This is a genomic window from Bacillus sp. CH140a_4T (assembly GCF_008923725.1).
GTDB lineage: Bacteria > Bacillota > Bacilli > Bacillales > Bacillaceae_G > Bacillus_A.
This window is the reverse complement of the sequence record NZ_WBPF01000021.1, coordinates 548,159-561,523: the sequence shown is the minus strand read 5'-3', so window position 1 is coordinate 561,523 and position 13,365 is coordinate 548,159. Positions and strand designations below refer to the sequence as shown.

General features: G+C 34.8%; 16 protein-coding genes. 10 read left to right on the top strand and 6 right to left on the bottom strand.

The features are described 5' to 3' along the window. Positions 1–5 precede the first annotated feature (5 nt). From F8162_RS24645 to F8162_RS24635, 3 genes are all read left to right on the top strand, one after another. Positions 6–449, top strand: coding sequence for a Dps family protein (locus F8162_RS24645; protein ID WP_000105199.1), 444 nt, complete (start codon positions 6–8; stop codon positions 447–449). Positions 450–556: 107 nt separating this feature from the next. Continuing rightward, positions 557–1,012, top strand: a complete 456-nt coding sequence (locus F8162_RS24640) for a DUF3939 domain-containing protein (RefSeq protein ID WP_151630720.1) — start codon at positions 557–559, stop codon at positions 1,010–1,012. Positions 1,013–1,218: 206 nt separating this feature from the next. Next, the gene (locus F8162_RS24635; RefSeq protein WP_151630719.1) at positions 1,219–2,163 is read left to right on the top strand and encodes an alpha/beta hydrolase; all 945 of its coding nucleotides are present in this window, start codon (positions 1,219–1,221) and stop codon (positions 2,161–2,163) included. A 45-nt stretch (positions 2,164–2,208) separates the two neighbouring features. Here the strand turns inward: F8162_RS24635 and F8162_RS24630 are convergent, their stop codons facing one another. Next, positions 2,209–3,210 (bottom strand): LLM class flavin-dependent oxidoreductase, encoded by a 1,002-nt coding sequence (locus tag F8162_RS24630; protein WP_151630718.1) that lies wholly within the window; start codon positions 3,208–3,210, stop codon positions 2,209–2,211. Positions 3,211–3,315: 105 nt separating this feature from the next. Further along, positions 3,316–3,507: a DUF3896 family protein gene (locus tag F8162_RS24625; RefSeq protein WP_151630717.1), complete on the bottom strand. Its 192-nt coding sequence runs from the start codon at positions 3,505–3,507 to the stop codon at positions 3,316–3,318. Between the two features lie 264 nt (positions 3,508–3,771). Here F8162_RS24625 and F8162_RS24620 point away from each other — a divergent pair, with 264 nt between their 5' ends. Together F8162_RS24620 and F8162_RS24615 are read left to right on the top strand one after the other, a co-directional pair. After that, positions 3,772–5,235 (top strand): flavin monoamine oxidase family protein, encoded by a 1,464-nt coding sequence (locus F8162_RS24620; protein WP_151630716.1) that lies wholly within the window; start codon positions 3,772–3,774, stop codon positions 5,233–5,235. Positions 5,236–5,319: 84 nt separating this feature from the next. Beyond that, on the top strand, positions 5,320–5,904 hold the full coding sequence (locus F8162_RS24615) for a GNAT family N-acetyltransferase (protein ID WP_151630715.1): 585 nt from the start codon (positions 5,320–5,322) through the stop codon (positions 5,902–5,904). 24 nt (positions 5,905–5,928) lie between these two features. On the opposite strand, the gene F8162_RS24610 is transcribed toward F8162_RS24615, so the two are convergent. After that, complete coding sequence (locus F8162_RS24610; protein WP_151630714.1) at positions 5,929–6,831, bottom strand: aldo/keto reductase; 903 nt, start codon at positions 6,829–6,831, stop codon at positions 5,929–5,931. Positions 6,832–6,996: 165 nt separating this feature from the next. Between F8162_RS24610 and F8162_RS24605 the strand changes: the two genes are divergently transcribed. Next, a complete protein-coding gene (locus F8162_RS24605; protein WP_151630713.1) occupies positions 6,997–7,947 on the top strand; it encodes a CobW family GTP-binding protein in 951 nt (316 codons plus the stop codon). A gap of 97 nt (positions 7,948–8,044) precedes the next feature. On the opposite strand, the gene F8162_RS24600 is transcribed toward F8162_RS24605, so the two are convergent. Together F8162_RS24600 and F8162_RS24595 are read right to left on the bottom strand one after the other, a co-directional pair. Further along, the gene (locus F8162_RS24600; protein WP_151630712.1) at positions 8,045–8,515 is read right to left on the bottom strand and encodes a GNAT family N-acetyltransferase; all 471 of its coding nucleotides are present in this window, start codon (positions 8,513–8,515) and stop codon (positions 8,045–8,047) included. A 135-nt stretch (positions 8,516–8,650) separates the two neighbouring features. Continuing rightward, the gene (locus tag F8162_RS24595; RefSeq protein ID WP_151630711.1) at positions 8,651–9,601 is read right to left on the bottom strand and encodes a metal ABC transporter substrate-binding protein; all 951 of its coding nucleotides are present in this window, start codon (positions 9,599–9,601) and stop codon (positions 8,651–8,653) included. A 267-nt stretch (positions 9,602–9,868) separates the two neighbouring features. Here F8162_RS24595 and F8162_RS28920 point away from each other — a divergent pair, with 267 nt between their 5' ends. From F8162_RS28920 to F8162_RS24585, 3 genes are all read left to right on the top strand, one after another. Continuing rightward, positions 9,869–10,018, top strand: a complete 150-nt coding sequence (locus F8162_RS28920) for a hypothetical protein (RefSeq protein ID WP_192797664.1) — start codon at positions 9,869–9,871, stop codon at positions 10,016–10,018. Positions 10,019–10,133: 115 nt separating this feature from the next. Next, complete coding sequence (locus tag F8162_RS24590; RefSeq protein ID WP_151630710.1) at positions 10,134–10,793, top strand: oxidoreductase; 660 nt, start codon at positions 10,134–10,136, stop codon at positions 10,791–10,793. 65 nt (positions 10,794–10,858) lie between these two features. Next, positions 10,859–11,350, top strand: a complete 492-nt coding sequence (locus F8162_RS24585; protein ID WP_151630709.1) for a DinB family protein — start codon at positions 10,859–10,861, stop codon at positions 11,348–11,350. Positions 11,351–11,733: 383 nt separating this feature from the next. Here the strand turns inward: F8162_RS24585 and namA are convergent, their stop codons facing one another. Further along, positions 11,734–12,771, bottom strand: a complete 1,038-nt coding sequence (namA, locus tag F8162_RS24580; RefSeq protein ID WP_151630708.1) for an NADPH dehydrogenase NamA — start codon at positions 12,769–12,771, stop codon at positions 11,734–11,736. A 133-nt stretch (positions 12,772–12,904) separates the two neighbouring features. Here namA and F8162_RS24575 point away from each other — a divergent pair, with 133 nt between their 5' ends. Beyond that, positions 12,905–13,357, top strand: coding sequence for a methylated-DNA--[protein]-cysteine S-methyltransferase (locus tag F8162_RS24575; protein ID WP_151630707.1), 453 nt, complete (start codon positions 12,905–12,907; stop codon positions 13,355–13,357). Positions 13,358–13,365 lie beyond the last annotated feature (8 nt).

Here is a 13,365-nt window from a genome sequence, read left to right as displayed (position 1 = left end):
ATTGTATGAGTACGAAAACAAATGTTGTTGAAGTATTAAACAAGCAGGTAGCAAACTGGAATGTGTTATATGTGAAACTACATAATTATCATTGGTATGTGACAGGACCACACTTCTTTACATTACATGAGAAATTTGAAGAGTTTTACAATGAAGCTGGAACGTATATCGATGAATTAGCAGAACGTATTTTAGCGTTGGAAGGTAAGCCATTAGCGACAATGAAAGAATATCTTGCAACATCTAGTGTGAGTGAAGGGACAAGCAAGGAATCAGCAGAAGAAATGGTACAAACATTAGTGAATGATTACTCTGCGCTTATTCAAGAATTAAAAGAAGGCATGGAAGTTGCTGGTGAAGCTGGCGATGAAACATCAGCGGACATGTTATTAGCGATTCATACAACATTAGAACAACATGTATGGATGCTAAGTGCTTTCTTAAAATAAATATAAGTATATAAAGAAAAAAGTCATTGAAAAATTCTTTCAATGGCTTTTTTTGTAATTTTTCAGTTTTCTTTTATGCTATAATATAGTAAAAAGGAGGCGATGCGATGTTTCGCTTTTTCAGAACCGGAAAAGAAGAGCGTGAAATTACGAAAGATGAATTAGAACAAGCGATGGCTAAGTTTCTAGAAACGAATGCTAATATCGTTTATACAGTATTAGTAAATGATGATTATACAGTAAATTATGATTTGTTAAAGCCGTATTTATCTGTATTTCCAACAAATAGTTTCCTTATTACGAAGGAAACGCTTGAGGTATTTGAACATACAGAAGAAAATCTAAACCTAGTTAAAGAAATTGATATCGTACAAAAAGCAGTAGATCAGTACGTAACAGAAAAAGAAATGTTTCCAATTGTTGAAGGTAGTGAAGAGCGTCTTATATGCGGGATGAAATTAGGGCCGTATTTAAATCGTATATTAAAAAGAAACTTATATATTTCAGAAAAACATTATTTAGTTTCAAGTAAACCAGACAGAAAAAAACAAAAGAGTGGATAGATGTATGGAAAACAACAATAAATATATTGTTGTCTTTTTTTGTTTGTAAAAAAATGATTTTTCAGTCTATTAAACTTTATACTAAACTTATTGGAAGAAGAGGAGTAATGATTAAGTATTGTTAGCGTAAGTTATATACAGTGATTACAGAATGGCATAAAGGATTGAGAAATAAATATTATAAAAGATTACGGGGGAATGGGTGTATGAAAAATAGTATGACTTACATTCAATTATTAAATGAAACATTACATTGTTACGCAAATGAAGGAAGTTTGGAAGCGTACACCTATATAATGGAACATGCGAAAAGCATAGTGGGAAATGAGGCGCAAATATATAATTTCAAATATGCACTAGCGGGTGCAGCAGGACTTGAAGAAGAAGCGTTGCAATTAATGAAGGAAGCCATTATAGAAAAGGGTTTTTGGTATGGAAATGAGTATTTGATTTCCGACGACGATTTAAAACCACTACATAAATTTGAAGAGTTTCATAAAATGGTTCAATTATGTAAAGAGAGGGAAGAATTAGCAAAGAAAACAGAACGAGCAGACGTGAAATATATAGAAGGTAAGAAAAAAGAAAAACTATTGATTGCAATGCACGGAGATCAAGAAAATATAGGAATAGTAGAACCATATTGGAAATCTGTGTTGGATCAAGATTATACGTTAGCTATACCACAGTCTTCGCAAGTTCAGTTTTCAGGTGGGTTTGTTTGGGATGATATACATAGAGGGAAAGAAGAATTAAAAGAGCATTACGTTAATTTTAAAGAAAATCATACAGTAGAAAGTGTAATAGTTGGTGGTTTTTCTGCTGGTGCAAGAGTAGCTTTGTATACGATTTTACAAAAAGATATAGATGTAGATGGTTTTATTTTTATCGCGCCGTGGCTTCCAGAGATTGAAGAATGGAATGAGTTATTGGAAGTGCTACAAGATAAACATATAAAGGGATATATAGTGTGCGGGGATCAAGATGAAGATTGTTTTGAATGTACGCAGCAATTTGTACAATTATTGAGAGATAAAAATATAGAACATGAGTATAAAGTTGTGCCTAATTTAAATCATGATTATCCTGAGGGATTTGAAGAGCTATTAAAAGAAGCTATTAATTATATAGAAGCCAAAAGTAATAAGTAGTAAGAAAGGGAGATGCATCGTAATGGATGTATCTCCCTTTTATCATTATAAGTGAAAAGCATTTGCTAGTAAGCGATAAGACTTTAATTTATCTTCAAATCGATGAGTAATTGTGACAATCATAAATTCATCAGTATTATACGCTTTGCTTAAGTTTACGATTTGTTCTTTCACAGAAGATGGATCACCGACGATCATACGTTGACGATTTTCTTTTATACGGAATAAATCATAAGCGCTGTATGAATAATTTTGTGCAGTTTCGATAGAAGGAGTACCAGTTGTACGCTTTCCTTGTTCTAGTAATAAAATTGATAAATCTAAACTAGAAGCAATTTTTTCCGCCTCTTCATTTGTTTCTCCGCAAATAACAAAAATAGAGACGATTGATTTTGGTTTATCTCCTAAATAGGAAGGTTGGAATTGTTCCTGATAAGCCTTCATTACTTCAGGGCCACCGTATCCGTTAATGAACTGTGCGAATGCAAAAGAAGCACCTTGTTTTGCGGCAATCATCGCACTCTCTCCGCTAGAACCGAGCATCCACATCTCAGGAGATGTTGGAATGACAGGGGTAGCCTTTAAATTTGCGTAATGATGGTTTTCTGGTACTTGATCATGTAAGTACATTGCAACATCTGCAATTTGCTCTGGGTATTGATCAAGTGAGACCATTTTTCCTTCTTGTAGTGCGCGAGTTGCAATTGGCATACCACCAGGTGCTCTTCCGACACCGAGGTCAATACGATTTGGATAAAGCGCTTCTAAAACGCGGAAATTCTCAGCAACTTTATATGGGCTATAGTGAGGTAACATTACACCACCCGAACCAACTCTCATACGCTCCGTTTTTGCTGCAATATGAGAAATAAGTATTTCTGGACTTGAACCAGCAAGGCTGACAGAATTGTGATGCTCTGATACCCAAAAGCGTGTATATCCGAGTTTTTCAACCTCTTGTGCAAGTGTAACTGTATGTGCAAAAGCTTGTGCTGCTGTACTACCATCTGAAATAGGGGATTGGTCTAACACACTTAATTTGATCATAGAATATACCTCTCAATCTTAATGTACATCCTATTATATATTTACTTACGAAAAATGCGTAATAAAATGCTCAAAATTAAAAACGGATAAACCACCTATCTATATTTAACGAGAAAAGCCTCGTTCATAATGATTCATTTCCACTAAATTTAAAATATAATCGTAGTTATCAATTTCAAGTTTTAGTTGTTCAAGCTCTTTTTTAGAAAGGTGCATACTACTAAGTTTATTGCATAGTTGTTGTTTCTTTTCTTCTAAATACTTCTTTGTAGCGTGGTAGTCGTAAATTTGTTTCATTTTCAACCACTCCTTCTTTGCTGTTGCTATATTATACGAAGTGTGAAGAGTTGTGAAAGCTAACTCTTATGTACTTTTAGTGAATATTCCGCTCGTTATGTTGTTATGTTTATGGGAATTTATGAATAAAATGCACTAAACCACTAATGCCCATTTTATCCCGCATTAACTGTCCATAAAAGCCCGATTGGTTCAACTAATAATCAGTGGGGGAAGAGCCCCTCACTGATTATAGTTTCACTTTATGAAGTAAGGGGTGGAATTGTGCAGAAAGATATAATGTATAACACTGAGATGGACGAAACGTTAAAAGTTATAAATAAAGGGTTAAAGAAGACGACTCGTTCGAAGCAAATTATTGTAGTAGGAGCCGGTATGGCTGGATTAGTTTCGGCATCTTTATTAAAGGCTGCAGGACATGATGTGAAGATTTTTGAAGCAAATAACCGGGTAGGTGGCCGCATAGAGACGGTTAGAATGGAAGATACCGGGTTGTACTTAGATGTTGGGGCAATGAGAATTCCGTATTCGCACACATTAACGATGGCATATATAAGAAAATTTGGGCTACAGGTAAGCCCTTTTATTAATAGGAATGAGACGGATATTATTTACGTAAATGGCCGGAAAACGACATTAAAACAATATGAAAAAGACCCAAGTATATTAAAGTATCCTGTGGAAATGAATGAAGTCGGGAAGACGTCTGAGGAGCTATTATTGTTAGCGGTACAGCCAATTATAAATTTTATAAAAAAGAATCCAGAGAAAAATTGGGATATTGTAGTAAAGGATTTTGGGAGATACTCTACAGGACAATTTTTAAAGTATCATCCTTATCAATATCATACGTATTTCTCGCCGGTAACAATAGAGATGATCGGTGTTCTATTAGATTTAGAAGGTTTTTTGGAAAGGTCATTTGTTGAGACGTTACGCTTTTTATACATTATGCAGGAGGAGAGTGGATTTTGTGAAATAGTAGGCGGAAATGATAGATTACCAAAGTCTTTCTTACCACAATTAGAAGAAAATATTATATATAATCAAAAATTAATGAAGCTACATCAACACGATAACGGTGTGACAGCTTTCTATCGAGACGAGGAAACTTTTGAGTATAGTAGTATTACAGGGGATGTAGTTATTATTACAATTCCATTTTCGACAATGCGCTTTGTGGAAGTAGATCCATTTGATTCGATATCTCATGAAAAATGGAAAGCAATTCGTGAATTGCATTATATGCCAGCGACGAAAATAGGAATTCAATTTAAAAGCCGATTTTGGGAAGAACAAGGGCAATTAGGTGGCAGGATTATAACAGATTTGCCAATTCGTTACGCTTATTATCCAAGTCATGGAATTGGAGAGAAAGGACCTGCTATGATGTTAGGAAGTTATACATGGTCTTATGATGCGTTGTTATGGGATGGCTTATCAAAAGGTGATCGTATCTATTACACACTACAGAACTTAGCGACAATATTAGGTGGCCAAGTATATGATGAGTTCTTGTCTGGCATATCAAAAAGTTGGACATTGGATCCATATGCACTTGGAGGTTTTGCGCTATTTCAGGCAGGACAAGAATCTGAACTACAACCAGCCATTATAAAACCAGAGGGGAGACTATACTTTGCTGGAGATCATACAACGTTATATCACGGATGGATACAAGGAGCAATTGAATCTGGAGTTCGTGTTGCTGTAGAGGTAAATGATTAAAATGTGTAAAATTCAGAAATTTCTTTACTGTATAACTTGAGATGGATATTATTATATATAAAAGAAATATAGGGAGTGGTGAGAGTGAATCCGTTATTATTCGATTTTCCTTCTGAATTTTATACTGAAAGGCTATTTATTCGAATGCCGAAACCAGGTGACGGTAAATTTGTATATGATGCAATTCAAGCTTCTATGAAAGAATTAAAACCATGGATGGCTTTTGCACAAAAAGAGCAAACAGAGGAAGAAGTAGAAGTGAGCATTAGAAAATCGCATATTCAATTTTTGCAGCGTGAGGATTTAAGATTACTAGTTTTTTCGAAAGAAACAGGTGAATTTATTGCATCAGCTGGATTACATCGTATTAATTGGGATATACCTCAATTTGAAATTGGGTATTGGATTGATTCGAGATTTAGTGGAAAGGGTTATATGGTAGAGGCTGCGAAAGGTATAACGGAGTTCGCTTTCACTGAACTGAAAGCAAATCGCGTAGAAATTCGTTGTGATTCTTTAAATAAGAAGAGTAGAGCGATACCTGAGAAATTAGGCTTTAAGTTAGAAGGTACGTTAGAAAGTGCAAGTGTTGCAGTAGATGGAAATGGATTAAGGGATATGTGTGTATTTGCCATGACTAGAAATACATATGAAAAAGAAGAGCTGTAAAGGAACGGCTCTTCTTTTTGTACATTATGGTACAGGGTGTCCATTAGAGCTTTCGAAAATTGTAAACCATTGTTGACGGTCTAAGTTAACTTTTGTAGCAAGAGCCGCCGTTTTAACACGATCTAATTTACCAGAGCCAACGATTGGCATCATGTTAGCTGGATGAGTAAGCAACCATGCATACATAACCGTATCTATGCTAGTAATATCTAGATCTGTAGCAACCTTTTGTAACGTTTCACGTACACTTACGGCACGTTCTGATTGACCAGTAAAGATTTCTCCGCCAGCAAGAGGTGACCAAATCATAGGATTGATTCGTTTTTCTTGGCATAAATCAATTGTCCCTTTTTCGAAATGCTCAAGCTGCATCGCCGATACTTCAATTTGATTTGTAATGAGCGGGAAATCTAAATAGGAACTTAACATATTAAACTGTGAAGGTAAAAAGTTAGATACACCGAAGTGACGGACTTTTCCTTCTTGCTTTAAGCGTGAGAACGCTTCTGCTACTTCATTTGGATCCATATATGGATCAGGGCGATGAATGAGCAATACATCAATATAATCTGTATGTAAGTTTTGTAATGATTTCTCCGCGCTTTTAATAATATGTTCAGCACTCGTATTGTAGTGCGCAACATATCGCTCTGGAAATTTAGCTGATGGGGGAGCGATTCCACATTTTGTGACAATTTGCATGTTTTCGCGTAAGGAAGGCTTGAGTTGTAATGCTTCTCCGAACAGCCCTTCACACGTATAACCGCCATAAATATCAGCGTGATCGAAAGTAGTAATCCCCATATCCATACAAGCTTCCATAAAAGAAAGTAACTCTTGCTTTGTCATATTCCATTCTGCTAAACGCCAAAAACCTTGAATAATACGAGAAAATTCTAGTGTTTCGGTCATTTGAACTCGTTCCATTATATGTACCCCCTTGATGAATGAATAATATTTTGAAAAGGCTTTCTTACTACATATTATTATATAGTTACAGGTTCAGACATACAATAAATATGTTTTGCTACAAAAACGATTTTCTCTATATGCTATAATGTAAAAACATATAGCTATAAGGAGATGTAGGGAATGATTCCAGTAACAATATTAACTGGTTTTCTTGGATCAGGGAAAACGACATTATTAAATCGTATTTTATCAGAGAATCACGGTCAGAAATTAGCAGTGATTGTAAATGAAATAGGGAAAATTGGTATTGATAATCAACTGATTATGAATGTCGAAGAAGAGATTATGGAGATGACGAATGGATGTTTATGTTGTACTGTACGTGAAGATTTACTCGTCGCTTTAAAACAATTACTGGACGTAAAAGCAGAAGGGAAAATGGACTTTGATGGATTAGTAATTGAAACGACGGGTCTTGCAAATCCAGGTCCAATTATTCAAACATTCTTTTTAGATCCTGTTATTCAATCCGCATACCAAATTAACGGTGTTGTAACAGTAGTAGATAGTTATCATATACATAAACATTTTGAAAAAGGACTAGAAGCAAAAGAGCAAATTGCGTTTGCTGATGTTGTTTTAGTAAATAAACTAGATTTAATTGAAGAAAGTGAGAAAGAAAATCTCTTACATGAACTGCAAGGAATTAATCCGACTGCAAAGTTAATCGAGGCTACTAACTGTGATGTGGATATTCCATCGTTACTACAAATTCAAACGTTTAAAACGAAAGATACGTTACAAATTTATCCTCATACAGAGCATAATCATCTAGAAGGTGTAAAATCGTTTGTACTACGTGAAGAACGTCCGTTAGATTTACAAAAACTAAATGAATGGATGTCAGCTGTCGTTCAAGAACTAGGTGAATATTTATATCGCTACAAAGGAATTTTATCGATTGATGGAGTAGATAAACGTATTGTTTTCCAGGGTGTACATACACTGTTTGCTGCATCATACGATAGAGAGTGGCAAGAGGGCGAAGAACGAGTAAGTGAAGTCGTGTTTATCGGAAAAGATATTAATAAAGAATGGTTCCAAGAACATTTTGAGGAGTGTGTGAAATAAGTCTGCATATATTGCAGGCTTATTTTTTGGAATTAATTAAGTACTTTATGGAAAAATGATAGATTGCAAAAAACGAAGGATAATAAAAAGCCTGTTTTCACAGGCTTGTATGTTCATCTAATAGTAACTCCATTACAACACCTACAACTGGACCTTCGTCATCAATATCGCCATTTAAGCGGAAGCCAAATGACTTGTATAATCCCATTGCGAGTTTGTTGTCTGGATGTAAACTTAAATAAATTATTTTACATTCAAATTTATCTTGTAAGAATTGAATGAGTATACGAAGGAAACGTTTTGCGTATCCTTTTCCTTGATATTGTTGGTCAATCATAAAGCGATCTAACCATACGCTTTTACGTTTTTCCCAATACCATCCGTACATTGCATATCCTACAAGTGTTTCTCCATCATATAAACCTACTGACGTTCCGTTTCCCTCATATAATGATTCTGCTAGAGAAAACGCATTGCTTTCAATAAATTGCTGCTGGTCTTTTGCGACGTTTAAAGCAGCTACCGAACGCCAATTTTTTTCTGTTACTTCACAAATGTGAAGAGTCATAATTCCAACTCACCTTCTAAATTAATATAGCTTAAAAGCTAATATGGATAATTTTACTTGTTATTTTGGTCAAGTCAAGTAAGAAAAAATAAAAAAAGAAGCTGAATGAATCGTTCAGCTTCTTTCAAAAATTGATTAGTTAGTAGCTTCTTTCAATGTGTTTACGTTTTCTTCCATTAAAGTGAAGTAATCTTTATTGCTCTTCGCATCATCTTCAGAAATAGTAGCAAGATGATTTAAGCGTAAAACCTTTGTACCCGTTTCTTTTTGAATGACAGATGCTACTTTTGGAGTAGAGAAAGTTTCAAATAAAATATATTGTAGATTATGTTCTTTTACTGTTTTTGTAATGTCAGCAAGCTGTTTTTGAGATGGTTCATCAGAAGCTGAAATACCCGCGATAGCAATTTGTTTTAGGCCATAGCGTTGTTCCCAGTATCCATAAGCCGCATGAGAAACTAAAATATCTTTCGTTTTTGCATTCGCAACAGCTGCTTTAAATTGATCATCTAAATCAGTAAATTTCGTTTGAAGTGCTGCGAAGTTTTTTTCAAACTCTTGTTTATGGTCAGGTTGTAATTCTACAAGTGCATTTTTAATTTTTTCTGCCTGTTTCATTGCTAGAGTAGGGTCTAACCAAATGTGTGGGTCTTTATCGTGATGATGTTCATCTTCTTTATGGCCGTCTCCGTGATCATGATGCTCTTCTTCAGTAGAAGTACGCAGTTCAATACCTTTTGATGCATTTACAATTTTAACATTTTCTTTTTGTAATGCTTTTTCCATTTTTTCAGCAAATGGCTCTAATTCAGCGCCGTTATAAACGAATAAATCGGCTTTTGCAACTTTTACTGTTTGTTTTTGACTTGGTTCAAATGTATGAGAATCTGCACCAGGTGGATAAATTGCTTCAACCGTTACATAGTCGCCACCAATTTTTTTTGCGAAATCAGCAAGAGGAAAAATAGTTGTATAAACAGTTAGCTTTCCGTCTTTCTTGGCATTACCTTTTTTTGTATTTGAGCAGCCAGTAAAAATTAAAGTGAAAATAAGTAAGAATGAAAATATAGTCAATCTTTTAGGCATGAAGTTCTCCTCTTTTCTTTTTTTACGAATATATTTTCCCCAATTTTAGAAGAAAAATATCATTTTAATACAAAACGGAATAATTACGTTTTAGTTTGCGAACTTAGTATAATACATCTTTTATAAAGTTGCAATAAATAATAATCATTCCGATTTGATTTTGTTATAAAGTTGTCAAATATAGATGTGTTATTTTTGCGAATACATGCATATGTGACAACGCTGTGTTCATATATATGAAAGGAGGGTGTAGAGGGGGATGAGTGTTTGGGTTACTTAATGGAAGCTATTTTATTGATATTAGCGGTAGTATTACCATTAGCTTTAGTCTTAATTTTTTTAAGAAGGTTATTAAGTAATTTAGGAGATGCATCAACAGTTACAAAATTACGAGAGAAAGATGAGAAAAAAGAGTGAGTAAAGCACTATGCGTACGCATAGTGCTTTACTTGTGGTAAAATGAGAAAAGGAAACTCCTAAAAGTTGTATTTTACTGAAGGAGAGAAAAGTAAAATAAGAGGTATATGCATATATGAATAAGCGAACAGCGTTAGTACTTGGTGCAAGTGGTTTAGTTGGACAAGAGATAACGCGTCTATTACTTGAATCAGATTACTACGATTCGGTTACTATTTTTGTAAGAGAACCAATGCAATGGCAACATGAGAAGTTACAGCAAAAGCAAGTAGATTATTCGGTATTAGAGGAATATAAAGAGTTTTTTGCTGTAGATGACGTATTTAGTTGTCTAGGAACAACAATAAAAAAAGCAAAAACAAAAGCAAATTTCAAAAAGGTAGATTATGAATATACGTTACGAGCTGCGTGTCTAGCGGAGAAACAAGGTGTGCAAAATTTCCTTGTTGTGTCTTCGATGGGAGCAAATCCTAAATCGTTTTTCTTTTATTCGCAAGTTAAAGGGAGAATGGAAGAGGAATTACAAAAGTTAGTCATAGGTGGCATTCACATTTTTAGGCCATCTTTATTAGTAGGAAATCGACAAGAATTTCGTTTCGGTGAACGAATGGCTGAAAAGTTATCTCGTATCATTCCTTTTATATTTAAAGGGGCTTTCAAAAAGTATAAACCAATTTCAGCGAAAGATGTGGCGAAAGGGATGTATATCACTGCATTGCGAGAAGAAACGGGTATCTATTTTTATAACTCAAATGAAATTACAACGATAGAATAACAAACGAGAAGAATGATATGTACTAGTCCATACTTTTTGAGGGTTTGCAAAAGGAGGATATACGAATGAGTAAAAAAGAAATGTTGCAAAATGGAATTAAGCAAGTTTTTTACGAAGAAGCATGGTATCCACCTATATCAGACGCGTTAAAGGATCTTACCGCTGCACAAGCATGTTGGCAACCAGAAGGAAGGGCTAGTAATACAATTTGGGAAAATGTAAACCATTTACTTACTTTTAAAGAACGCCTACTTGCCCGCTTACACGAAGATGAAACATTTGTTGCACCACAAAATAATGATGAAACGTTTGTCCAAGGTGGATGTAATGATGAGGATGCGTGGCAACAAACAGTGTTACGAACAATTCAAGTGCATGATGCTTTACAATCTGTATTAATATCCCTTCAAGAAGCAGAACTAGAGCGACTTACCCCTTCTCTTCCAATTTGGCAACAATATCAGAACATTCTTTTGCACGATGCTTATCATACAGGACAAATTGTACAAATTCGTAAGCTCCAAGGTTCATGGCCAGCCCATCGTTCCTATTTATAAAGGATACTTAAATTTGTTGGAGTTATAAACGAAACAAACGAATTAAAAACAGTATACTATTATAATAAAAAACAATTTCCTACTTAATTTGAGAAATTGTTTTTTGTTACTTCAGTTGTGATCCATATTATGGGATTTGGATTATAACCTTGTCGCATATTTAGAGTGTGATTATGGTTGTTTTGTTCATTAAAATTAATTTTTTATATAACTTTATTTCAATGTAATGCTAAATATAGTAACAAGAGGGAGGTGAAAAACAAAAAATAGGCGTATCAAGCAAAATGTTGATACACCTTAAAACGATATTATGAAATAATATACGTTGTCTTGTAGTATACTTTTAATTTCTCTATATTTAGTCGTACATAATATTCTCGGTTTTATTTATTCGTATGGATTTTCCCTGGTGCTCGCTTGTATTGATACGGTTCTTCTAACTCAAAGCCAAGTTCATTGGCGGCTATTCTTGGGAAGTAAGGATTGCGAAGTAACTCACGTCCGATAAAAATTAAATCTGCTTCGTTATTATTTAAAATTTGCTCTGCCTGTGCCCCGGTCGTAATTAATCCAACAGCACCAGTTGCAATGTTAGCATGCTCTTTAATATGTTTAGCGTATTGTACTTGATACCCGGGATATACATCGATGTGTGCCGGTACAACAGCCCCAGAACTACAATCGATTACATCTACCCCTTGTTCTTTCATCCATTTTGTATACTGAACGTAATCTTGAACCGTTAATCCATCAGGATGATAGTCATTTGCTGAAATACGAACGAATAACGGTCCGTTCCAAACTTCATTTATTGAGTCAATAATTTCACGTAAGAAACGATAGCGATTTTCAGGTGAACCGCCATATTCATCAGTCCGTTTATTAGAAAGTGGAGAAAGAAATTCATTAATAAGATAACCGTGAGCACCGTGTATTTCAATAACGTCAAATCCAGCTTGTTTTGAACGTATGGCAGCCTCTTGAAAAGCTAATATAGTATTTTTTATTTGCTGTATACTCATTTCTACTGGTATTTTCATTGTTTCATTAAATGGAATTGCGGATGGAGCGAGAGCATCCGTTTCTAATTCTGCTTTTCTTCCGGCGTGAGCGAGTTGAATGGCAGCTTTTGCACCGTTATCATGTATAAAAGTTGTCGTTTTATGTAAGCCTTCAATTAGGCTATCATCCCATATACCTAAGTCTTTGTTAGAAATTCTTCCTTCAGGTAACACGGCCGTTGCTTCAATCATAACTAAACCAACTTGACCGGCAGCTCTTGTTCCGTAATGAACGAGATGAAAATTTGTTACTTGGCCATCCTCTTTTTCTGATGAATACATGCACATAGGTGACATAACGATACGGTTTTTTAATGTAACGTCCTTAATTGTATAAGGTGAAAAAAGTTCGGAATGCATCCAATAGCCTCCTAGATTGAATTTTCTTACATTGTATCATTCTCGTTTTTGTTTCTCTAATAAAACGCTTATACGAAAAATTTTGTCTATTCGTGTTACAATAATTAATATGAATTGAATTGGAGGCTGACATATGTACCAGGCTTATTATGAAAGTGAATTAGGTTTGCTAGAAATTACAGCGAACGATAAAGGAATTACGTCTGTTATATTTGTTGATGAGAGACAAGAAGAAATTACAAATGAAATGATAGATCAATGTATAAATGAGCTAGATGAATATTTTAAGGGGAAAAGAAAAGAGTTCACAGTCCCGTTGGCTGCTGCGGGAACAGTATTTCAAAAAAATGTATGGGATGCGCTTTATACTATTCCGTATGGCGTAAGTGCTTCATATTTAGATATTGCAGAGAAAGTTGGAAATACGAAAGCTGTACGAGCGATAGGAGGAGCGAATAGTCGTAATCCGATTTCAATTATCGTTCCGTGTCATCGTGTAATAGGAAAGAGCGGGAAGCTTGTTGGATATGCAGGTGGTTTATGGAGGAAAGAGTGGTTATTAAAACACGAAGGTATATTGAAATAACGTATGGA